General features: G+C 69.4%; 18 protein-coding genes, 1 tRNA gene and 1 pseudogene. 7 read left to right on the top strand and 13 right to left on the bottom strand.

The genetic code is table 11. The features are described 5' to 3' along the window. From ABEB03_RS02565 to ABEB03_RS02555, 3 genes are all read right to left on the bottom strand, one after another. On the bottom strand, nt 1-978 hold the full coding sequence (locus ABEB03_RS02565; RefSeq protein ID WP_345640423.1) for a bifunctional MaoC family dehydratase N-terminal/OB-fold nucleic acid binding domain-containing protein: 978 nt from the start codon (nt 976-978) through the stop codon (nt 1-3). Nucleotides 979-1,199: 221 nt separating this feature from the next. Then, nucleotides 1,200-2,444: an acyl-CoA dehydrogenase family protein gene (locus ABEB03_RS02560; protein WP_345640420.1), complete on the bottom strand. Its 1,245-nt coding sequence runs from the start codon at nt 2,442-2,444 to the stop codon at nt 1,200-1,202. A gap of 212 nt (nt 2,445-2,656) precedes the next feature. Beyond that, complete coding sequence (locus tag ABEB03_RS02555; protein ID WP_345640417.1) at nt 2,657-2,962, bottom strand: hypothetical protein; 306 nt, start codon at nt 2,960-2,962, stop codon at nt 2,657-2,659. 372 nt (nt 2,963-3,334) lie between these two features. Between ABEB03_RS02555 and ABEB03_RS02550 the strand changes: the two genes are divergently transcribed. Beyond that, nucleotides 3,335-4,213, top strand: a complete 879-nt coding sequence (locus tag ABEB03_RS02550; RefSeq protein WP_345640414.1) for a bifunctional DNA primase/polymerase — start codon at nt 3,335-3,337, stop codon at nt 4,211-4,213. Between the two features lie 20 nt (nt 4,214-4,233). On the opposite strand, the gene ABEB03_RS02545 is transcribed toward ABEB03_RS02550, so the two are convergent. From ABEB03_RS02545 to ABEB03_RS02510, 8 genes and pseudogenes are all read right to left on the bottom strand, one after another. Next, complete coding sequence (locus tag ABEB03_RS02545; protein WP_345640411.1) at nt 4,234-4,446, bottom strand: DUF4287 domain-containing protein; 213 nt, start codon at nt 4,444-4,446, stop codon at nt 4,234-4,236. A 523-nt stretch (nt 4,447-4,969) separates the two neighbouring features. Further along, nucleotides 4,970-6,790 carry a DUF262 domain-containing protein gene (locus ABEB03_RS02540; RefSeq protein WP_345640409.1) on the bottom strand — a complete coding sequence of 607 codons (1,821 nt, stop codon included), beginning with the start codon at nt 6,788-6,790 and terminating at the stop codon, nt 4,970-4,972. A 379-nt stretch (nt 6,791-7,169) separates the two neighbouring features. Further along, nucleotides 7,170-7,845: pseudogene (locus tag ABEB03_RS02535) on the bottom strand (YdcF family protein). Nucleotides 7,846-8,374: 529 nt separating this feature from the next. Beyond that, nucleotides 8,375-8,572 (bottom strand): hypothetical protein, encoded by a 198-nt coding sequence (locus tag ABEB03_RS02530; RefSeq protein WP_345640406.1) that lies wholly within the window; start codon nt 8,570-8,572, stop codon nt 8,375-8,377. A 156-nt stretch (nt 8,573-8,728) separates the two neighbouring features. Next, nucleotides 8,729-9,166 (bottom strand): pentapeptide repeat-containing protein, encoded by a 438-nt coding sequence (locus tag ABEB03_RS02525; protein ID WP_345640402.1) that lies wholly within the window; start codon nt 9,164-9,166, stop codon nt 8,729-8,731. Between the two features lie 145 nt (nt 9,167-9,311). Next, the gene (locus ABEB03_RS02520) at nt 9,312-9,740 is read right to left on the bottom strand and encodes a hypothetical protein (protein WP_345640398.1); all 429 of its coding nucleotides are present in this window, start codon (nt 9,738-9,740) and stop codon (nt 9,312-9,314) included. Between the two features lie 400 nt (nt 9,741-10,140). Further along, a tRNA-Ser gene (locus ABEB03_RS02515) sits at nt 10,141-10,227 on the bottom strand. Nucleotides 10,228-10,273: 46 nt separating this feature from the next. Further along, nucleotides 10,274-11,770 carry a S1C family serine protease gene (locus ABEB03_RS02510; protein ID WP_345640395.1) on the bottom strand — a complete coding sequence of 499 codons (1,497 nt, stop codon included), beginning with the start codon at nt 11,768-11,770 and terminating at the stop codon, nt 10,274-10,276. 256 nt (nt 11,771-12,026) lie between these two features. Here ABEB03_RS02510 and ABEB03_RS02505 point away from each other — a divergent pair, with 256 nt between their 5' ends. From ABEB03_RS02505 to ABEB03_RS02495, 3 genes are all read left to right on the top strand, one after another. After that, complete coding sequence (locus tag ABEB03_RS02505; RefSeq protein WP_345640392.1) at nt 12,027-12,836, top strand: glycerophosphodiester phosphodiesterase; 810 nt, start codon at nt 12,027-12,029, stop codon at nt 12,834-12,836. Nucleotides 12,837-12,953: 117 nt separating this feature from the next. After that, a complete protein-coding gene (locus ABEB03_RS02500) occupies nt 12,954-13,586 on the top strand; it encodes an ATP-binding protein (RefSeq protein WP_345640389.1) in 633 nt (210 codons plus the stop codon). A 334-nt stretch (nt 13,587-13,920) separates the two neighbouring features. Then, a complete protein-coding gene (locus ABEB03_RS02495) occupies nt 13,921-14,910 on the top strand; it encodes a DUF5926 family protein (RefSeq protein ID WP_095935363.1) in 990 nt (329 codons plus the stop codon). 234 nt (nt 14,911-15,144) lie between these two features. Here ABEB03_RS02495 and ABEB03_RS02490 read toward each other — a convergent pair whose 3' ends face one another. Both ABEB03_RS02490 and ABEB03_RS02485 read right to left on the bottom strand, forming a co-directional pair. After that, complete coding sequence (locus ABEB03_RS02490; protein WP_345640385.1) at nt 15,145-15,705, bottom strand: hypothetical protein; 561 nt, start codon at nt 15,703-15,705, stop codon at nt 15,145-15,147. A 56-nt stretch (nt 15,706-15,761) separates the two neighbouring features. Further along, the gene (locus ABEB03_RS02485) at nt 15,762-16,427 is read right to left on the bottom strand and encodes a bifunctional DNA primase/polymerase (protein WP_345640382.1); all 666 of its coding nucleotides are present in this window, start codon (nt 16,425-16,427) and stop codon (nt 15,762-15,764) included. Between the two features lie 483 nt (nt 16,428-16,910). Between ABEB03_RS02485 and ABEB03_RS02480 the strand changes: the two genes are divergently transcribed. From ABEB03_RS02480 to pdxR, 3 genes are all read left to right on the top strand, one after another. After that, complete coding sequence (locus tag ABEB03_RS02480; protein ID WP_345640380.1) at nt 16,911-18,422, top strand: PP2C family protein-serine/threonine phosphatase; 1,512 nt, start codon at nt 16,911-16,913, stop codon at nt 18,420-18,422. 166 nt (nt 18,423-18,588) lie between these two features. Next, nucleotides 18,589-20,076: an aminopeptidase P family protein gene (locus tag ABEB03_RS02475; protein ID WP_425589163.1), complete on the top strand. Its 1,488-nt coding sequence runs from the start codon at nt 18,589-18,591 to the stop codon at nt 20,074-20,076. A 130-nt stretch (nt 20,077-20,206) separates the two neighbouring features. Next, nucleotides 20,207-21,586, top strand: a complete 1,380-nt coding sequence (gene pdxR, locus ABEB03_RS02470; protein ID WP_345640377.1) for a MocR-like pyridoxine biosynthesis transcription factor PdxR — start codon at nt 20,207-20,209, stop codon at nt 21,584-21,586. The last annotated feature ends 148 nt before the right edge of the window (nt 21,587-21,734 follow it).

The following is a 21,734-nucleotide window of genomic DNA, read 5'->3' as shown; positions in this document are numbered from 1 at the left end:
TCAGTGCCCCCCGCCCGCGGTCGCGGCGCCACGGGCCGCTCCGTCGCCGGCCGCGGCGCCGTCGACCGCGCCGGCCCGGAAGACCGGCAGCTCCAGCTCCTCGTCACAGCGCTGGAACTCGAGCCGCACGGGCATTCCGATCCGCACCCGGTCGTGCGGCACGCCCACCACATTGCTGACGATCCGTACTCCCTCGGCGAGCTCGATCAGGCCGACCGCATAGGGAGGGTCGAAGGCCGGGAAGGGCGGATGGTGCATGACGACGTACGAATAGACGGTCCCCTCGCCGCTCGCCTCGACCGTGTCCCACTCCGGGCAGCCGCACGCGTTGCATCCCGGCAGCCAGGGGAAGCGCAGCGCGCGACAGACCGTGCACCGCTGGATCAGCAGGCGGTGGCGCCCGACGCCCTCCCAGAACCCGGCGTTGTCCCGGTTCACCACCGGTCGGGGGCGCCTGCCCTTCGGTGTGCGGCGGGCGGGCGCGTACTTCAGGATGCGGAACCGGTGTGTCCCGGCCGCGTCGGCTCCCGCCCTCACATCCATCCGGGTCGTGACGAAGTGGCCCGTCCCCAGCCTGGTCGTCTTGCGCTCGGAGACCGACTCGATCACCGCGTCGAAGGTGATCTCGTCCCCGGGGCGCAGCGGACGCAGGTACTCCTGCTCGCAGTCGGTGGCGACCACCGAGGTGTACCCGGCGTCGTCGAGCAGTCCGAGCAGCTCGTCGAACGCTTCCGAGCGGCCCGTGTGCCCGGACAGGCCGCCCATCGTCCACGCCTGGAGCATGGTGGGCGGCGCGACGGCGTCCGGCCCTTCGTACGCCGGGTTGGTGTCGCCCATCGCCTCGCACCAGTGCCGGATCATCGCCTCGTTGACCCGGTCCTTGCCGACGGCCGCGACGGCGGCCACCCGGCCCTCGTACGCCTTGAGCCGCCCGTACAGTTCGTCCGGGCCGTCCGCACGCTCCGGGACGGCCGGCACCGGATCGCCCGCCCGGTCCGACGCGACGGCCTCCGGACCATCCGACCGACCCCGTGCAACGGCCTCCGGACCATCCGACCGACCCCGTGCAACGGCCTCCGGACCGCCCGATCGAGCCCGTACGACGGCCTCCGGACCATCCGACCGACCCCGTACGACGGCCTCCGGACCGTCCGACCGGTCCGACGTCTGCGACTCGGCCCCCTTCCCCTGCTCCCCGCTCACCGCCGCCCCCTCTTCATCCCGAGCCGCATCGTCGCCACGATCTCCCGCTGCACCTCGCTCACCCCGCCCCCGAACGTGTTGATCTGCGCCGCCCTGTTCATCCGCTCCAGCCCGCCGCCCTCGAAGGCCCCTGGCGAGCCGGAGCGCACGAGCGCTCGCTCTCCGACGATCTCCTGACACATTCGGTACACCGCCACCGCGGATTCGGTTCCCATCACCTTCACGCCGCTGGCGTCGCCGGGGGCCGGTCCGCCCGCCCCGACATCCCCCACCAAACGCCAGTTGAGCAGGCGTGTCGCCGCCAGCCGGGCATGCACCTCGGCCAGCCTCGACCGCACCCACGGCTCGTCAATCCGGCGCCGACCGCTCACCGGATCGGGTGTACGCGCCGCCTCCAGCGCCGCCGTGTAGAAGTCCTCGGCCTGCATCCCGATCGCGGCGAGCGCGACGCGTTCGTGGTTGAGCTGGCTGGTGATCAGCGCCCAGCCGCCGTTCTCCTCGCCGACGAGGTTCGCGGCGGGCACGCGGATGCCGTCGTAGTACGTGGCGGTGGTCGTCTGTCCGCCCACCGTCTCGATCGGGGTCCAGGAGAAGCCGGGCGCGTCCGTCGGCACGAGGAGGATCGAGATGCCCTGGTGCTTGGGGGCGTCCGGGGCGGTCCGGCAGGCGAGCCAGATCCAGTCGGCGTTCTGGGCGTTGGAGGTGAAGATCTTCTGTCCGTCGACGATCCAGTCGCCGCCGGCCTCCCCGCGCCCGTGGGCGCCGCCTGACCCGGCCGCACGGACACCGCTGTCTCCCGGTCCGGGGCTCCCGGCCCCGTCCACCCGCACGGCCCGCGTGCGCAGGGAGGCGAGGTCCGTCCCTGCCGAGGGCTCCGAGTAACCGATGGCGAAGACGAGGTCGCCGCTCAGGATGCGCGGAAGGAAGTAGGCCTTCTGTTCCTCGCTCCCGTACTTCATGAGCGTCGGCCCGACCGTGTTCAGGGTGACCATCGACACGGGTGCGCCGGCGCGGTACGCCTCGTCGAAGAACACGAACTGCTCGTCGGCGCCCCGCCCCTGCCCCCCGTACGCGGCCGGCCAGCCGAGCCCGAGCAGTCCGTCCGCGCCGATGCGGCGCAGGAGCGCCCGCTGCCGTCCGGGGTCGTCGGCGGGCGGTGGCCCTTCGGGCATCAGGTCCCGGAAATACGTGCGGAGTTCGGCGCGCAGCCGCTGCTGGCGCTGGGTGGGGGCGAGGTGCACGGCGGCTGCCCTCCCGGGCCTCGCACGGACAAGGATTTCTGACTGTCCGTCAGATACTGCGGGGTGTCAAGGCCGGGGGCAGGACGTCCGGGAGACGCAGAAAACGTCTGCGCGGCGGCGCCGAAGCACCGCCGCGCAGACGCGCTACCACCCCACAGAGCACAACCACACGCTGGATGTTCCGGGCCGACGGGAGCGCATCGGCCCCCGGCTCACCAGAGGTTGGTGAAGTTGATGACGGCCGTGGACTGGTCGATGGCGGTGAAGGCCGAGCCGTTCACCTGGGCGGTATTGCTCTGGTTCGAGGCCCCGGAGCCGACCGCCTGCTGCTGGGTGGTGGAGGAGTTGCCGAAGTTGTCGTGACCGACTCCGCTGCGGCCGATGGTCGCCACCCCCGCGTTCGATCCGTCGTCCGCGAAGGCGCCGTTGTCCGCTGCCGCGACGCCCGTGAAGAGGGCGGCCGCGAGAGGCAGGGCGGCGACGGCGGCGAGAACGCGGGCGGTACGGATGCTTGCCATGTGAGTTCCTCCAGAACCGGGTGTACGCACCGGCGATGAACCGGGATGTACGTGAAATTCGGCTTGTTCCAAGGCAGTTGGCCGACCGCCTCGGCGCTGTGCACGACGTCGCGACTCCAGAGTTGCCCAGGGGATACCCGGCGAACCACCCCGGAAGCCCTGATTCCCCCTCAAGCGTGAGGACATGTCGATAAACCCCCTTCCCGCCCGAGAAATCCCAGCTCAGCCCGTGACCGACCGCTCAACCCCAGACGCCGCACGGGGTGAAGCGTTCCGGCACGTTTTCGGCCAATCACACCCGTCGGCCACCCCGCACCCGCGCGTGTCCGGGAAGCCCTTCCTTTTTTCGAACACTTGTACGAACATGGAGGCATGGCCACCATCGACCGGCAGGCCACGACCCTGGCCCTGGCCCACGCCCTGTCCGCAGCCGAGCGCGGGCTTGCGGTGATCCCGCTGTCCCGGACAAAGCTCCCGGCCCTGCGCTCCCCCCACCATGACGACCCCGACCCCGCCCCCTGCCACGGCGAATGCGGCCGCTTCGGGCATGGCGTGTACGACGCGTCGACCGATCCCCGGCGCATCCGCGAACTGTTCGCCGCCGCCCCCTGGGCCACCGGCTACGGCATAGCCTGCGGGCTGCATCCCCACCACCTCATCGGCATCGACCTGGACACCAAATCCGGCACGGACTCGTCGGCCGCCCTGCGTGAACTGGCCCTGCGCCACCTCTTCACGATCCCGGAGACCGTCGTCGTCCTGACCCCCAGCGGCGGTCGTCACCTCTGGCTGAGCGGACCGCCCGACCTCGTCGTCCCCAACTCCGCCGGCCGTCTGGCCCCGGGCATCGACATCCGCGGCGCCGGCGGCTACCTCGTCGGCCCCGGCTCACGCACCGACCACGGCGTCTACAGCACCGCGCCGGGCACCGCCCGGCTGGCGCCCGCGTCCTGCCCGAGCGAGCTCCTGCGCCTGCTCACACCCCCACCCCGGAGGCACCCTCCCGCGCCCCCGGCGACCGGCAGGCAGGGCCAGGGGCTCGTCCAGTTCGTGCTCGCCGCCCACGAGGGCCAGCGCAACACCCGCCTGTTCTGGGCCGCCTGCCGCGCGTACGAGAACGGCATCGGTGCCGAGCTGACCGACCCTCTCGTGGAGGCCGCCGTCCGCACGGGGCTCACCGAACGCGAGGCCCGCTCGACGATCTCCTCGGCGGCACGGATGACGGCTCCGGCACCGCCGCGGCGAGGCTGACGGCGGCGGCGCCGGAGCGTCTACTTGCCGCTGTCCTCGGCGAGGGTGTGGGCGACCAGGGCGTTGGCGTGGCCGTGCCCCAGCCCGTGCTCGGCCTTGAGCCAGGACACCAGCTCCATGTGCCTGGTCAGCGGCGAGGACCGGATGAGGTCCTTCCATTCGGCGACGGGCCGCCCGTACTTCTTCTCGATGGAGGGGAAGTAGCTGGCGGGGCCCTTCACGGCTTCGGTCATGTCGGCGGTGTCCCATCCGTGTGCGGGAAGCGGTCTCGGAGCACCGGCACGCCGCCGCACTCCGACTGGTTGCTGATACGACCGCGCGAGCGGGGAAAACTCATCGCTGCGCGCCGGAGAACCGCCCCGCACAGGCCGAAGGGGTGCCTCTCGATGAGAGGCACCCCTTCGGTTCGGCACATGTGCCGAACCACCGCGGTGGGTGTGGGATTTGAACCCACGGTGACATCGCTGCCACGACGGTTTTCAAGCCCGCTCCAAGGTCCGTGACACAAGGCGCGCGGACCACGCCGTTCACCGTCTATGTCTGGCCAGAGTGGGAAACCCTGGCCAGAGGATGGCCGCGGAGGGGCGACGCGGCGCACGACCATCACGAAGCCTCTAGTCCCGGCCGTCACTCGTCGAAGGTCCTCTACAGATGTACTGCGCGCGGAGCGGGGCGGCTGACCACCAGACCCGTTTGATCGGCGGCACGACGTTGCGAGGTTAACCTCCGTAATGCCGACCTGGAGGGCTCCTGCGTCTATAGCTTCCAAACTCGATCCAACGCTTCGGCCGCAAGGAGACGCGACCTTTCCTCGATCTGGGCATTAGACGGAGAATCGGTGGCGCCCGTTTCCCACGTGGCAAGCTCCGAGTCGAAATACGCCCCTCCCTTCTTGAGCGCCTCAACCTTGGACGACAATGGAGCATCCCCGAGGGAACTGTTGAGGTGAGCGGTGAGTAGCGTCAGATTTCCTATCGAGTAGATCGGATCGCGATAGTCCGCTGAGGCCTTTGACTGAGGCTTGATGTGCTCAATCGACCAAGTCGTGAGATTCTGGCCCGCAGGCAGCAAGCCCTCCAGCTTCGAGAACGACATTAGCACGTAAGCGATGAAAATCTTACGAGATCGGACTTTATGTGCCTGAGTCAACTGAAGCGAGGGCGCATAGAACAAAGAGCAGAACGCTTGGAGCGCTCTCGCACGATCGGGTAGGCTTTTGCAAAGTTTATCTTTCAAGTCCTCGATGGCCAACGCCACTTCACTGACAGACTTAGCACTCTCCAAACGAACAGCGAAGCGGTTATATCGACCCCGAGTTCCGCCAGTCGAACCGCTATTAGTCAATGCAGTATATTGAAAATGGAAAGACTCAACGAGCCTCAACACTTCGATAACCTGCGCCTGCTTGATCAACTTTGTTTCTTGGAACTTGCGGGCCACGGCGAGGACCGTCGAGTTTGCTACAGAGACATTGAAGATCGCAAGTGCGCGAACGCTGTCAACAAATTCCGGGATTGCAAAAGCATTGCGTACACCACGGGCTTTCGGCTGGACCTGTACATGCTCAGCCTCTAGCCACTCGTAAGTTTCCGAATCTCGTTCGAGTTCCTCCAAGTAGGAAAGGTGTGCGGCTGGGCTAACGCCTACGATGCGGCTAATCGCCTTAAACAGTTCGGGCTCCTTCACCGCCTCGCGTCGCGAGTTCCAGGACTGCCAAATGAATCTGTCGACAACGTCCGCGCTCGTGCGACCTATCTGAACGCGATCGACAAGTCGGTCCCAACGATCTGCAACCGCTTGGCGATCGTCGGCGTCAGTGGCTCCGCCGCGGATCAGAAGGTTCTTGACGAGGTCGGACAGCCGCAAGTCCGCCCCGCGGGTATTCAATGTCTCGAAGACCAGAAATCCGTCTTCCTCAGACGCCAACTCGACCTGGATTACGCGCGCCTTCAAGGCGTTTGACCGAATTGACTTAAGACGCTCGACCTGCTCACTCGGCGCCAATCCCTTGATGGCGGCGAGAATCTTCGACTCAAAGAAGGAGCGCGCCTCTCCGATCCGTTCAGCACTCCCATTCCACTTTACCCCGGATGGAATGGCATTCGGATTCTGGATCACTTCATAAAACATCTTCTCAGGTCGATCCAAAACCGGATGGCTCTTACCGTCGTCATCTTTGACCATCAGGTACTTCTGAGTAGTAAGCGCCTGACTAGTAGCAGCACCCGCATCGAAGTCATCGACGCCAGTATACTTAGCAGCCACATCGTTAAATGCGTCACGAACAACAGATAGGAGAATCGCGCTCGTCGTCAGCCGCTGCTGACCGTCGATGATTGAGTACGTGTCGTTAAAGAGATCCCTCTTCTCACTGACCCACGTTACCGTGGATCCGAAGAAGAAATCACCCTTCGCCAAGATGACGTCATCCCAAAAATCGCCGAGTTGATCCTGAGACCAGCTGTAAGGCCGCTGGAAATTGGGCACCTCATACAGGCACTGCTGGAAACAGGTTTGGATGGTCTTTGTCTGACTCTCGATTGGAATCAGGTCACTGCTCGAAATCGCCTCGGCCATCCTCGCCCCCACGCCTCGTCACGAATCACGTCGACTTGAACAGTAGCGCAACCCGAAGGGTCCGCGCATGTTTCTGTGTGAAGTCTAAACACCTCGCATGGCATGCCCAGCGGAGCTATCTAACACAGTAGGCACGGTGCACTGTGGTCTGACAGAACATTTCGTCCCGTGAATTCGTCGAGGGGCCGGACGCGACAGCATCCAGAGCAGTGGTGCTGACTAAAGTTCCGGAACCGATCGCCCCTACCTCCCACAAGCAGCGTCCCCCTCCGCCCGGACAGGCGGAGGGGTTGATGAGATAGGGAAGCTCTCGTGGAGGCAGAAGTCTTCCGTACTCGCTTGCCGGGTCTGTTCGTGCTGTTCAGAGCACAATTCAGCATCACGCACCGGGACGAGCGGCAACATCAGCCGGCAGGAGTCGGTTGGTGAAGCCCTCGACGCACAGTCGTTCATAGGCGGCTACGGCAGCGTCCGGTACATCCTGCTCGATGGCCAGACCCCATGCCGGGAAGACGAGCACTCGCTGCAGGGCGCCCACAATCATGTCGATCACCTTGCGAGCGTCCCCGATGGAGTCGGTGTACTCCTCCAGACCCATCGAGGTAGACGCGCATACTACTTCGACCTCAGGCCAGAGCTTCCTCATCATGGCGTACGAGCGCCGTTCTTCGTACAGCTTGCTCACGAGCAGGACGGACGGGGCCTTGACGCCGGCCTCTGCCAGCATCGCCTTGCTGAACTCGATGTTCTCCCCCGGTGTTGGTCGCACGCGGCTCCAGCAAGATGGCGGAGTCCGGCACCCCGAGTTCAAGGGCGCGCTCGCGATAGTGGACCGCCTCACCGCGATGCATGAGCGCTCGGGTCGTGGGGCTGATGGCCCCGGTGAACACAATGACTGGCGCCATACCCTGGTGGTACAGCTCCGCTGTCACGTCAGTCACTCCCAAGTCGTGACTGCCCAAGCCAACGGCCACCGAACAGGGCCGCGGGTCTTGGTGCATGCGGTGGTAGTCCCACAGAAGCTGAGCGTCCGCCCACGCCTGCGCCGAGATCATTTCTGGTCCTTCCCGTCCTGCGCCGAATCCGGAAAGGACCGGACGACAACTCGAAACGCCAGGCTTCCCCCGCAAGACCGGACGCCGCACGGCCGGCGCGTACGCGGCGCCGCGTCCATCGCCCTCCGCCGCGCCCGGTACAGCCCCCGCTCCGGCCGTGACCGTCTCCCCGGGTAGTCACCGAAAGCCTCCGCCCCGGCCCCGCGGCTCCGATTCACCGCATTCGGAGCCGCGGGGCTCTCGGCATATCGCCACCCCGACCCGCCTCCGTCGTCGGCTTCGCCGCACTGCGATGTGCGACACGTACCCCTTCCTGGGGCCACCAGTACGAGCGGTGGGACATCGGCGTCGACCCATCGGCGTCCAGAAGCACCTGATACGCCGTCCGCCCATCCGACCAATCCTGCCGCGCCACCACCGACGCGTGCCGCCACGCGCCCGAGATGCGCACCCACAGCGTGGGCTGTTCGGCGGGCGGCCAAGTCCACACCCGTGGCTTCGAGCCGTCACCCTGACGCCACGGCCGCGCTCAGGCGACGACGCGGGTGTCCCGCGGACCCTGGTAGTCGCGGCGTGTCATCCGCGACCCGTCGAACCAATACCAGCCCGATGGCGACACGTCCGGGCGGGGCCAAAGAAGCAGGTCATAGGCCAGCCGGCCATTCGGCGCCTCGTAACTGGCGCGTACAACGCCTCTGTAGAAGACACCGCCGACGTACAGGTTCACCCTCACCACCGCGTACGGCGAGTAGCGGCGAACCGCGACCGTCCCGTCCGGCGCGGGGGTCGCCTCGGCATCACACCGCTTATCGATAACACGTTCGAATATAGTGGAGGTGAACCACCTTGGCGACCCCGTGCCGGGCCCCCGCACTCGCGCGGCCTATGCACCCGCCGGTGCCGGGAGAGGGCCCCACTCAAACACGGTGCCGCTGAACGTCGCGTGGTCGAAGGTGACCGCGCCACTGCTGAACGTCGCGTGGTCGAAGGGGACTGTGCTGCCGTTGAACGTCGCGTGGTCGAAGGTGATCGTGCTGCCGCTGAACGTCGCGCCGCCGAATCTGACCGTGCCGCCGCTGAACGTCGCGCCGCCGAATCTGACCGTGCCGCCGCTGAACCTCGCGCCGCCGAATCTGACCGTGCCGCCGCTGAACCTCGCGCCGCCGAATCTGACCGTGCCGCCGCTGAACCTCGCGCCGACGAATCTGACCGTGCCGCCGCTGAACCTCGCGCCGACGAATCTGACCGTGCCGCCGCTGAACCTCGCGAAGTCGAAGATGACCCTGCCGCGGGTGAACGTCGCGCCGAAGAAGGCGACCATGCCTCGAAAGTGGCTGGTTGAGAAGTTGCCGCCGTCGAAGACAGCGCCAGTGAAATCGAAGTTGTACTGGCACCACGCAGTGGGTGCGTCCGGTTGCTGTAGGTGGTCACGAATGACGCGGATGATGGTCTGCCGGACTTCTCGCTCACCTTCCTTGTGGCCGGGGGCTATCGGGTCGGGTTTCGTAGGGCATGCGGAGGTAGGCGCACAGGACGTCGATGCAGACCTGGCGCTGTTCTTCCCAGTCGTCGGCGAGGCGAGCGAGGGCGTAGACGCCGGCAAGGCGTACGGCGGCTTGGTCGTGGCCGAGCTGTTCGGCGGCGGTGGTGTACCGGTCGGCGAGCTGGCTTGCGTCCGCGCGGTGTGCGTCGCCCTCGGCGAGGAGCTGTTTGCGGTACGCGTAGAGACCGGCGAGGACAGCACCGATCAGGGTCAGGGCCGTGACAGTGGCCTTGAGGACGTCATTGATGTTGACCGGCTTGGACGGCTCCTGGTCGGCGGCAGCCTGCGCGAAGTGGTCGTAGGCGTAGTGGTAGATGACCCAGCCCAGAGCACCGGCGGCTATCAACGCCACGGGGGCGACGATCCAGACGGGCCAAAGGTTCGGTGTGTACCGGCCCCGAGGGGCCTCGCGCTTGCGCCGGAGTGATGCCACGTCAGGAGCATGCAGCCCCACCGCTGTCCGGGACAGCGACTTGATGAAAGACTCCGCGGCCCGGCCGAGCCGGATCCCGGCCCCGGACCTCAGGTATCCGGGTCCCAGTCGCCGGAAGGGCAGGACGGAAGAGACGGAGACGCGCCTCCCGAAAGCCGACAACGCTTAACGGCACGCGCTGATCCTGGCCCACAGATGGCCCATACGCACTGGTCAATGCTGGGATACGGGCGAGAAGAGGTGAGACAATCTGAACGCGAAAGGGGTGCCCCGCGAACCGGAGCACCCCTTCTGACCAGCACCGACGCTGACCTGCCAGCGGTGGGTGTGGGATTTGAACCCACGGTGACATCGCTGCCACGACGGTTTTCAAGACCGTTCCCTTAGGCCGCTCGGGCAACCCACCCCGCGCCGTCCACGATCGTCGACGGCGCGGGGACAAGACTAACCGCTCAGCTGTCGCCCTCGCGCTGTCCCAGGGTGACGTCGACGGTGTGGGTCTTTCCGTCCCGGGTGTAGGTGAGCTTCACCGTGTCGCCGGGGCGATGGGTCCAGATCTCGCCGATCAGGGTCGGTCCGCTGTCGATCACGTGGTCGTCGAGCTTGGTGATGACGTCGCCGGGCTTGAGGCCGGCCTTGTCCGCGGGGCCGCCGGAGGTGACCGCGTCGGAGCCGCTCGCACCCTGCTCGGTGATCTTCGCGCCGCCGGTGCCCTCTTCCAGGGAGACCGAAGCACCGATCACCGGGTAGACCGGCTCGCCGGTCTTGATCAGCTGCTGCGCGACGTTCTTCGCCTGGTTGATCGGGATCGCGAAGCCCAGGCCGATCGAGCCGGACTGGCTGCTGCCGCCGAGGCCGCCTCCGCTGCTCGACTGGATCGCCGAGTTGATGCCGATGACCGCGCCCTGCGCGTCCAGGAGCGGGCCGCCGGAGTTGCCCGGGTTGATCGAGGCGTCCGTCTGCAGGGCGCTCATGTAGGACGCCTTGCTGCCGGAACTGCCGTCGCTGGACGCCACCGGACGGTCCTTGGCGCTGATGATTCCGGTGGTCACCGTGTTCGACAGGCCGAAGGGCGCGCCGATCGCGATCGTGGAGTCGCCGACGGCCACCTTGTCGGAGTTGCCGAGGGCGAGCGGCTTCAGGTCCGACGGCGCGTTCTTCAGCTTGATGACCGCGACGTCGTAGCCCTGAGCGTGGCCGACCACCTCGGCGTTGTACTTCTTGCCGTCGGGGAAGGTCGCGGTGAGCTTGCCGCCGTCGACCGCGTCCGCGACGACGTGGTTGTTGGTGAGGATGTGGCCCTGGGTGTCGAAGACGAAACCGGTGCCGGTGCCGCCCTCACCGCTCGAGCTCTGCGCCTCTATCGTCACGGTGCTCGGCAGCGCCTTGGCCGCCACGCCCGCGACGGTGCCCGAGGCGCGCTTGACGTCGCCGCTGCCGCTCGGGGCGGAGACCGTCGTCGAGTCGGTGGAGTCGTCGTTGTTCTTCGCGAGCGAGTAGCCGATGCCGCCGCCGACGCCGCCGGCGACCAGGGCGGCCACCAGGAGGGCGGCGACCAGGCCGCCGCGCCCGTTCTTCGGCTTCGGTGCGGGCTGTTGGTAGGAGGAGCCCCAGCCGCCGTGGCCCGAGCCGCCACCGTCCGCGTACGACGGGGTGGGCGGCGGCGGAGGCGGCCAGCCCGCCTCGGCGGCGGATCCGGGGACTCCGGCGCCCTGCCCGTGCGGGGCGGCGCCGTGTCCTACTCCGGCGTGCGCGTACGCCGGCTGCTGCGCGGGCGCCGGTGCCTGCTCCGGGGCGCTGGGGGCGCTCGGAGGCACCAGCGGGAGCGGAGTGGTCGGCGCGCCCCCCTCGGGCGCAGTGGCCTGCGCGGAGGCAGCGGGAGTTTCCACCGGCACGGGAGGTGCGGACGGGGCCGGGGGTACTGCAATGCCCTCGTTCTCGGTGCTCACAGCTCTACTCCTAGATCCACGGCTGTTGTTCTCGGTCGCACTCGGTCACGCTCACTCACGCTTGTCGACGGTCCGGCGCGATTCAGCTGTGCATGCGCTTTTGTACGACGTCAGCTTTTCCCACCGGCCGTCAGAGCACCATAAGCGGTGGCTGTGGGTCCGCGACCATCCTTTATATCGGACCAGTCTGGCGAAACGGGCGGATCCCCGCCTCCTCGACCTCACGCCTGCTGCACGACGGTGGCACCATGACGCGGTGACCCTCGCACGACAGCACCCCATCCAGGTCGTCGCCCACCGCGGAGCCTCCGAAGAGGCCCCCGAGCACACGCTGGCCGCGTACAGGAAGGCGATCGAGGACGGTGCGGACGCCCTTGAGTGCGATGTGCGCCTGACCGCCGACGGCCATCTCGTCTGCGTGCACGACCGCCGGATCAACCGTACGTCCAACGGGCGCGGAGCGGTCTCGGCCCTGGAGCTCGCCGACCTCGCCGCCCTGGACTTCGGTTCCTGGAAGAACCGCGACGAGGCCCCCGACTGGGAGCACGGTCCCGGGGACCCGGAGGACACCTCCGTCCTCACCCTGGAGCGGCTGCTCGAACTCGTCGCCGACGCGGGCCGCCGCGTCGAGCTGGCCATCGAGACGAAGCACCCGACCCGCTGGGCCGGCCAGGTCGAGGAGCGGCTGCTGGTCCTGCTGAAGCGTTTCGGCTTGGACGCGCCCGAGGCCCCCACCCAGTCACCGGTACGCGTCATGAGCTTCTCCGCGCGCTCGCTGCATCGCGTCCGGGCCGCCTCGCCGAACTTGCCCACGGTCTATCTGCTGCAGTTCATCTCCCCGCGCCTGCGCGACGGACGGCTGCCCGCCGGTGTCCGGATCGCGGGCCCCTCGATGCGGATCGTACGCAGCCACCCCGGTTACATCGAACGGCTGAAACGAGCCGGACACCAGGTGCACGTCTGGACGGTGAACGAGCCCGAGGACGTCGATCTCTGCGTTGAGCTGGGCGTCGACGCCATCATCACCAACCGTCCGCGCGCCGTCCTGCGCCAGTTGGGCCGCTGATCCCACCACGTTCCCCCAGGCAGGGCCCTCCACGGACCCCGGACATCACCACCGAAATCCAGTCACGCGATTACAGGGAGTGCACCGGCGCGTTCGCTCCGTATTCGATCGTTACGAGTGCGTCAGCAGACGTTGATTGGCCGGTTTCCGGTCCAGTCCAAAGGGGCATCCACAACGTGGCGTGGGGCAAAGGAGGTCTCGGGGGTGGCGTTGGTGGTGGCACAGGAGGTGCCCACGTCGTCGAGCATGGCCGTACCCCATGGTCCTGCGGGCGTGGGGGAAGCAAGACACCGTATGCGTGATCAGTTGCGTACCGGTGGCGTGGCGGACTCGGTCATCGACGATGCCGTACTGATCCTTTCCGAACTGCTCAGCAATGCCTGTCGGCACGGCAGGCCGCTGGGTGACGCCCTGACGGGTGACGGGGACGTCCGTGCCGCGTGGCGCGTCGACACGTCCGGGCGGCTCGTCGTCGAGGTGACGGACGGCGGTGGTCCGACCCGGCCCGTCCCGGCCACGCCCTCGGTCACCGCGCGCGGCGGCCGCGGGCTGAACATCATCTCGGCACTGGCCAAGGACTGGGGCGTGCGCGACGACGTCCGCGGCGAGGTCACGGTATGGGTCGTCGTCCAGGACGACGTGGAATCCGCGCGCAGGCATGATGATTTCGCTACGCGCGTCGCGTCACCGAACGTGTCGGCGGGGATACCGGAGCTGGACTTCGCGGACGCCTTCGACGAACTGGGCTGAGGACGCCGGCACGCCGGGGCGCCGGGGCGCCGGGCAAGCGGGCCCCTGGGACCGCGCCGACGGGAGCACGCCCATCGGGGTCACCGACGGGGAACACGTCCTCGGGGCCACCGACGGGGAGCACGTCCTCGGGGCCACCGACGGGGACACGCCGACCCGGCGACACCGCCCGGCGGGGAGCGAGCGGAGCGGGACGTGCCGGTCGTGGCGCACGCGGGCCGAATCACCGGCTCCGGGACGACCCGGTGCGTTGTCCACAGGGTCCCGTCAGCCCACGTAGGAACGGCTAGGCTCGCGCCCGTACGAGACGAGCCGTGATCGGGAGACACCCACGATGGCCAAGAAGCGACCCCACACCAAGGCCAAGCAGCCCACCTCGAAAGCCGGGGCCCGCGCCGCAGGCGCCGATGGGCACGTCCCGGTTGTGGGCGCTCGCGAGCCCTGCCCCTGCGGCAGCGGCCGCCGCTACAAGGCCTGCCACGGCCGGGCCGCCGCGCACGCCGTGACCGAGCTGGTGCAGCGCCCCTTCGAGGGACTGCCCGGCGAGTGCGACTGGGTCGCGCTGCGCGAGCTGGTGCCCGCCGCGACGGTCGAGCTGAACCTCAAGGAGAGCCTGCCCGAAGGCGTCCCGTCGGTCACGCTCGCCACGGTCCTGCCGATGGCCTGGCCCGCGCTGCGCCGCGAGGACGGCTCGGTGCTCCTCGGCCTGCAGAACGACACGGCGTCCGGCGACATCAGCCGCGACCTCGCCGACACCCTCCAGCGCGCGCTCACCGCGAAGCCGGGCACTCCGGTCGAGGGGCGGCGCGCCCCCGCCGAGGGCCCGCGACTCCAGGACCTGCTCGCCCCCGAAGGCGCGTTCGAGCCAGTTGTGCACAGCGGCTTCGAATTCTGGGTTCCGGACGCGGAGAACGCGACGGCGGACGTGACCGCCTCCCTGGAGCGGGCCAACGCCGCCGCCATCCCGACCGTGAAGCTCGCCGGGGTCGACGCCGCCTACTGGTGCGAGACCCCCGACAAGAACCACCTGCGCTGGGTCATGCCGCACCCGGAGGAGCAGCTTCTGGACGCGCTGGCCCGGCTGCACGCGGCCGGCCGCTCGAACCTCGGCGAGGGCACCCGTCTGGTCGGCTCCTTCCGTGCCCACGGGCTCACGGTGCCGGTCTGGGACCTGCCGACGAGCGTCACGGCGGACGACATCGAGAAGCCCGCGGCCGAGTTCGCCGAGCGCCTCGCCACCGCCCTGGCCACCGACGCACCGCTCACCGCGGAGGAGCGCAGGGCGCGCGGCGGCCTCACCAACCGACAGGTCACACTCAGCTGACCCACAGGAAGCCGAACTGACCGACCGGTCAGCTGGGCAGAGCCCCACAGAACGGGTGACTCCTGTCACAACTCCCCGTTGTGACAGGTAAATCCGTGTCCGAATAGCCGAGATCGAATTTGCGAACCGCCGATCTCTTGTTACCGTTCGAGTAGCCCGGTTGCTGGTGCATCCCCCGTCGCCAGCAACCGGGTCTTTCCATGTCCGCAACCGCGCGCGACATCAACCACCTTGCTACTGCCCCGAGTTGCTCCCCGAGCGCAGCAGCAGCGGCCCTGCGGCCGCGGTGCGTTCCGCGAACTCCGCGAACTCCGCGAACTCCGCGACCGCCGAATAGCCCCCCACGTCGCCGTCGGTGCGTTCCCTGGGGGTCTCACAGACCCCGGGGTCGTCCTCCGCGCCCACCACGCAGTTCATCTGCACGGTGCGCCCGCCGGGCCCCATCAACGTCAGCACGGAGCTCAGCTCGTCGCCGGTCGCGTTGCGGTAGTACGTACGGGCCCAGGTGTCCTCACCCTGCGTGAGGACACAGGTCTGCGCCTCGATGCCGTCGGGGGAGGAGAGTTCGGGACCGCACCGGGCGGCGGTGGCGAGGCCGAGTCCCAGCAGCCGGGGCGACCGGGTGGGGACGGGAGCCGCCGTCCCCTTGCCGTCGCGCCCCGGGGCCCCTGCGGCCGCGGCGCCGTCGCGGCCGGGATATCCGGCGTCCGCGACAGGCCCCGCGGATGCCACGGCGAGCGGAAGGGCCACCGTGAACGCCACTACGCCCGCGAGTGCGAGCAGGCGAAGGTTCATGAAGGGGAAGATAACGAGCGCGGGCGGGCGCGCGGTCAACCGCGCGCCGGGCGCTCCTACAACTCGGGCGCGCTCACACCCGTACGAGTGAGTGCCTCCACGACGGCGTCCACGACGGCCTCCACGTCGGGCACCCAGGGGGCGGCGGAGCCGGGCAGCGGGGCACGCTCCCAGCGGATCTGGCCCTGGCCCGTCTCGGACGGCGGCAGCGCGAGATAGCCGCCCTCTCCGTGGAAGCGCAGGGAACCGGGGACGAAGTCCTTCGCGTAGAGGAGCTCGCCGAGCTGCTCCATGGAGTAGGGCGCGACGAGGATCGACCAGCGCGTCGGGGACGCGACGACCGGGCCGAGGCGCATGCCCTTGCGGTCGAGGGCGTCGAGGGCACGGGCCGCCGCGAGAGCCGGCAGGCTCACCGCGCACGGGGCCTTGCCGCCGGTGGCCAGCACGACGGGCGCCGACGGCCGGTTGGTCCACCACCAGCGCACCATGCGCTCGTCGGTGGTGGCCGCGAGGAGGCCGGGGTCGAAGGGGTGGGCACCGGGCACCGTGCACTCCGGGTCGGGGCACGCGCAGCGGGCACGCCCCTGCGGGTCCGCCGCCACTCCCGGGAGTACGGGCCACTGCCATTCGGTCGCGAAGGTCAGGGCCGCGCTGAGCATCTCAGGCCTCCCGTTGTTCCGCCTGGACAGGAGCCTGCGTCGCCTTCCGAGGATCTCGCGCATGAGCGCTCGTTCCTTTCCGTTGCACGCCTGGCAACACCGTGGACCACATCACACCATGTGTCGATCACTTCACTGTGCGTACCTACTGGCGCATCACACCCCTGCTGGAGACAAGGGGAACCCCTATGGGCCGAGCGTTTGGCTGCGTCCGCGTCCATACTGCGTCTATCAAAAGCATGGGCATGGCGTGGGGTGGCGGCGCCTGGCGATTTGCCGTCCCGTGTATTTCTTGCCGCCTCCGCCACGGGAGGATGGGGCACGGTCGTCGGTGGCTAAGACGCCCGGGTCCGTCGCCAGGTTCCGGGCGGATCTCAACCACCCCTGGCCTTCACCGAGTACGTACCCATCACGACCGCTGTGACGCTCCGTCGAACGAGGCCAGTCGACCTCAATAAGCCGTTGCCCGAGTCAGTTTTAAGCCAACTTTGCTTTCCCGCAAGGGTTACCGACAGTCTCACGGACACCAGGAATCCCGGCAGGACAATGCTGGACATCCCCTCACGAGTGCGTGTACATGTGGAGACACCGCTAGCGGCGCAGAACGACATGGGGGTTTGCGATGCTATTGAGCAATACGCACCGGTCGGAAAGCCGGACGCCATGAACGCCCCTCACATTCCGAAAGTGGCCGGAATCGATTCAACGGTTCCTTCGCCCACACACACTGTCGCGCCGACGCCTGCCCCCACGGGTGCCCCTTCGGCCACCTCCCCCATCGGTCCCGGCGCCGTTCTTCAAGATCGCCTGGCGGGCTGGGTCTCGGATCTCACCACGCTCCACGAGCTCACCGAGCGTCTGGCGCGCACCTCGGCACTCGACGACGCCCTGCAGGAGACGCTGCGCGCCGGAGCCGCCCTCGTGGGCGCCCGACGCGGTCTCCTCGTCCTGGAGCCGGGCGACGGACTCGGCCCCGACACCACCATCGGCCTGGGGCTGGCCCGTGCGGATCTCGGCCACATCGAGACCGTCCCGCGCAGCGCCATGTCGTACGGGAAGATCCTGGACGGACTTCCGGGCGGTGAGGGCGAGATCGCCCAGCCGGACCTCTTCTCCGAGGACGGGCTCGACCCCCGCCACCGTGAGGTGGCCGCCCGGCTCGGCTACGCCGCGAGCTACGCCCTCCCCCTGTCCACCGGCGCGGCGGGCCGGCTGGGCGCCGCCGTCTGGCTCTACGACGAACCCGCCGAACCGGTCGAACGCCAGCGCCACCTCGTCGGCCTCTACGCCCGCTACGCCACCGAGCACCTGGCCCGCCTGGTGGAACTGGAGCGCACGCGCGCGTGCATGACGACGATCTCCGAGGAGCTGCTGCCCCCGCGGCTCCCCCGGGTCTCCGGCGTCCAGCTCGCCGCACGGCACCGCACGAGTGCGCGCGGCGGCGGCGACTGGTACGACGCGCTGCCGCTGCCCGACGCCGCGCTCGGTCTCGCGGTCGGCTCCGTCACCGGGTGCGGGCCCAGCGCGGTCGCCGCGATGGGCCGTCTGAGGGCGTCCCTGCGGGCCTACGCCGTCATGGAGGGCGAGGACCCCGTCGCGGTCCTGTCCGACCTCGAACTGCTGCTGCGGCTGACCGAGCCCGCCCGCTCCGCGACCGCGCTGTTCGCCTACTGCGAGCCCGCACTGCGCAAGCTCACGCTGGCGGGAGCCGGACACAGCCCGCCCCTGGTGATCGGGCCGCGGCGCACGGAGTTCGTGGAGACCTCCCTGTCGGCCCCCCTCGGCATGCTCGCGTGCTGGGAGGCGCCGAGCGTCGAGCTGACCACGGAGCCGGGCGAGACCGTGCTGCTGTACACCGACGGGCTGCTGCACCGCACCGGCGACCCCATGGACCGGGCCTTCACCCGGCTGCACGCGGCGGCGGCGAGCGTGCCCCGGACGGTCCGCGACGACCCCGGCGCGGTCGCCGACCACGTCCTGCGCACGGTGCTGCCGGACGGACTCGACGAGGCCGACAGCAAGGAGGACGTCGTCCTGCTGGCGGCGCGCTTCGAGTGAGCGCCCCGAGCGCCGCCGTCCCGGGCGGCCGACTCGGACGGCCGATCCGCGGTGCCCGCGGTCGCCGTTCACGGTGAGCCGTACGTAACAGGTCTTCCGGCCCTGGGCCCCCTTCAGTACGACCGTACGATGGGGGAGGTCCAAAGTCGTATCTAGGAGGCAGACCGTGTCGGAGGCGCTCACCCCGGAGACCCCGGAAGCCGTGCTTGACGATGCCGCTGACGAAGCGGGCGAAGAGGAGCCGATCAAGCAGCGCAAGAACGGCCTGTACCCGGGCGTGTCCGACGAGCTGGCCGAGAGCATGAAGTCGGGATGGGCCGACACCGAGCTGCGCGGCCTGAAGCCCATCGCCCAGGCCGAGCACACGGCCGCTCGCCGCGCCGCGCTCTCCGCGCGCTTCCCGGGCGAGCGCCTGGTGATCCCCGCGGGCAACCTGAAGACCCGCTCGAACGACACCGAGTACCCCTTCCGCGCCTCGGTCGAGTACGCGTACCTGACCGGCAACCTGACCGAGGACGGCGTCCTCGTCCTGGAGCCGGTGTCCGGCGGCCACAAGGCGACGATCTACCTGCTGCCGCGCTCCGACCGCGAGAACGGCGAGTTCTGGCTGTCCGGCCAGGGCGAGCTGTGGGTCGGCCGCCGCCACTCCCTCACCGAGTCCGAGGCGCTGTACGGCATCCCGGCCTCGGACGTGCGCGAGCTGACCGCCGCGCTGCGTGAAGCCACCGGACCGGTCCGTGTCGTGCGCGGCTACGACGCCGGCATCGAGTCCGCCCTGACCGACAAGGTCACCGCCGAGCGGGACGAGGAGCTGCGGGTCTTCCTCTCCGAGGCGCGGCTCCTCAAGGACGACTTCGAGGTCGGCGAGCTGCAGAAGGCCGTCGACTCGACCGTGCGCGGCTTCGAGGACGTCGTCCGGGTCCTGGACAAGGCCGAGGCGACCAGCGAGCGCTACATCGAGGGCACGTTCTTCCTGCGCGCACGCGTCGAGGGCAACGACATCGGCTACGGCTCGATCTGCGCCGCGGGCCCGCACGCCTGCACGCTGCACTGGGTGCGCAACGACGGCCCGGTCCGCTCCGGCGACCTGCTCCTGCTGGACGCGGGCGTCGAGACCCACACGCTGTACACCGCCGACGTGACGCGCACGCTGCCGATCAACGGCACGTACACGGAGCTCCAGAAGAAGATCTACGACGCCGTGTACGAGGCCCAGGAGGCCGGTATCGCGGCCGTGAAGCCGGGCGCCAAGTACCGCGACTTCCACGACGCCGCGCAGCGCGTGCTCGCCGAGAAGCTCGTCGAGTGGGGCTTGGTCGAGGGCCCCGTGGAGCGCGTCCTGGAGCTGGGCCTGCAGCGCCGCTGGACCCTGCACGGCACCGGCCACATGCTCGGCATGGACGTGCACGACTGCGCGGCCGCGCGGACCGAGACGTACGTCGAGGGCACGCTGGAGCCGGGCATGTGCCTGACCGTCGAGCCCGGCCTGTACTTCCAGGCGGACGACCTGACCGTCCCGGAGGAGTACCGCGGCATCGGCGTCCGCATCGAGGACGACATCCTCGTCACCGAGGACGGCAACCGGAACCTGTCCGCGGGCCTGCCGCGCCGCTCGGACGAGGTCGAGGCCTGGATGGCGTCCCTGAAGGGCTGACATAGTGCCCCGCGAGGGCTGATGACGAGACTGATGGCCGGGTGCCCTCCTGGGTGCCCGGCCATCGGCATGCCCGGGGGACTTCGGCGCTCCCGGGTTTTCCGGTGTGCCTAGGGGGGGGCGGCTTTTCGTGGACGACTTCTGGTCCGGTGTCGGGGTGGACCTGCATCTGGAGCCGGACGCCGGGGCGGGGCGCAGGGCGGGGCTCGAACGCGCCCTGCGGGACGCCGTGCGCGAGGGCCGGCTCGCACCCGGCACACGGCTGCCGGCGACCCGCCGGCTCGCGGCCGAACTGGGCATCTCCCGCGGCACGGCGAAAGCGGCGTACGACCAGTTGGTCGCGGAGGGCTATCTGACGGCCCGGCAGGGTTCCGGCACCGAGGTGGCACCGCTGCCCTCGGACGGCGCGGCGGCGGCCGTACGCGCGCCACACGCGCGTGCACCCCGTTTCGACCTGCGTCCGGGCAGCCCGGACGTCGGCACCTTCCCGGCGGCGGCATGGCTGCGGGCACTGCGCCGTGCGATCGCGACGGCACCGTCCCTGGCGTACGACTACGGGGACCCGCGCGGCCGTATCGAGCTGCGGACCGCGCTGTCGGGTTACCTGGGGCGGGCGCGGGGAGTGATCGCGCCGCCCGAACGGATCGTCATCACTTCGGGCTATGTGCAGGGTCTCGCGCTCCTCACCCGTGTGCTGGACGGGGGCACGGTGGCCATGGAGGACCCGGGTCTGGCGTTCCACCGCGAGGTGGTGCGCAAGAGCGGCGGAACCGTCGTGCCGCTGCCCGTCGACGAACGCGGTGCCCGCGCGGACGCCGCGGCGAAGGCGGACGCGGTCGTCGTCACGCCCGCCCACCAGTACCCGACCGGCGTCACCCTGCACCCGGAGCGGCGGCGCGCCCTCACCGACTGGGCACGCGCGCGTGACGGGCTGATCGTCGAGGACGACTACGACGGGGAGTTCCGTTACGACCGGCAGCCGGTCGGCGCGCTCCAGGGGATGGCGCCCGGCCAGGTCGTCTACCTGGGCACGGCCTCCAAGACGCTCGGGCCCGCCCTGCGGCTCGGCTGGATGGTGCTGCCGCCGCACCTCGTCGACGCGGTCGCCGACATCAAGCTGCACAGCGACCACCACACCGAGTCCATCGGCCAGTTGGCACTCGCCGAGATGATCGACAGCCACGCGTACGACCGTCATGTGCGCGCGTGCCGGCTGCGCTACCGGCGCCGCCGGGACCGACTGCTCGACCGGCTGGGGACGCGCAGGAGCGTCCGGGGGATCGCCGCGGGGCTGCATGCCCTGGTGGAGGTGGACGACGAGGCGGAGGTGCTGGCGCGCGCCGCGCACGAAGGGCTCGCGATCGGCCACCTGGGAGATCACTGGCACGCACCGGGCGCGGACCGCCCGCAGGGGCTCGTCGTCGGGTACGGGACACCCCGGGAACGCGCGTATCCGGAGGCCCTGGAGGCTCTCGGGCGGGTGCTGGACGCGGTGCGGAGGGCGGGCTGAGGGGCCACCGGCGCGGATCGGTCCGCCCCGGCTGCGGAGGGCGCTCGCCTGGGCCGTGCCGGTGGTGGGCCGCGGGCGGGTCCGCCCCGGCGGCGGAGGGCGGCCGGGACGGGCCCGTGGTGGGCCGCAGGCCGGTCCGCCCCGGCGG

Origin of the sequence: Streptomyces siamensis (genome assembly GCF_039543605.1) — a bacterium.
In the GTDB taxonomy this organism is placed as follows: domain Bacteria; phylum Actinomycetota; class Actinomycetes; order Streptomycetales; family Streptomycetaceae; genus Streptomyces; species Streptomyces siamensis.
This window is presented reverse-complemented; position numbering and strand designations above follow the sequence as displayed.

Bases quoted from the DNA above. Each gene is read 5' to 3' on its own strand.
- ABEB03_RS02555 (WP_345640417.1), bottom strand. From the start codon at position 2,962: ATGGCAAGCATCCGTACCGCCCGCGTTCTCGCCGCCGTCGCCGCCCTG.
- ABEB03_RS02550 (WP_345640414.1), top strand. From the start codon at position 3,335: ATGGCCACCATCGACCGGCAGGCCACGACCCTGGCCCTGGCCCACGCC.
- ABEB03_RS02485 (WP_345640382.1), bottom strand. From the start codon at position 16,427: ATGCGCGAGATCCTCGGAAGGCGACGCAGGCTCCTGTCCAGGCGGAAC.
- ABEB03_RS02495 (WP_095935363.1), top strand. From the start codon at position 13,921: ATGGCCAAGAAGCGACCCCACACCAAGGCCAAGCAGCCCACCTCGAAA.
- ABEB03_RS02545 (WP_345640411.1), bottom strand. From the start codon at position 4,446: ATGACCGAAGCCGTGAAGGGCCCCGCCAGCTACTTCCCCTCCATCGAG.
- ABEB03_RS02490 (WP_345640385.1), bottom strand. From the start codon at position 15,705: ATGAACCTTCGCCTGCTCGCACTCGCGGGCGTAGTGGCGTTCACGGTG.
- ABEB03_RS02480 (WP_345640380.1), top strand. From the start codon at position 16,911: ATGCTGGACATCCCCTCACGAGTGCGTGTACATGTGGAGACACCGCTA.
- ABEB03_RS02540 (WP_345640409.1), bottom strand. From the start codon at position 6,790: ATGGCCGAGGCGATTTCGAGCAGTGACCTGATTCCAATCGAGAGTCAG.
- ABEB03_RS02525 (WP_345640402.1), bottom strand. From the start codon at position 9,166: ATGGTCGCCTTCTTCGGCGCGACGTTCACCCGCGGCAGGGTCATCTTC.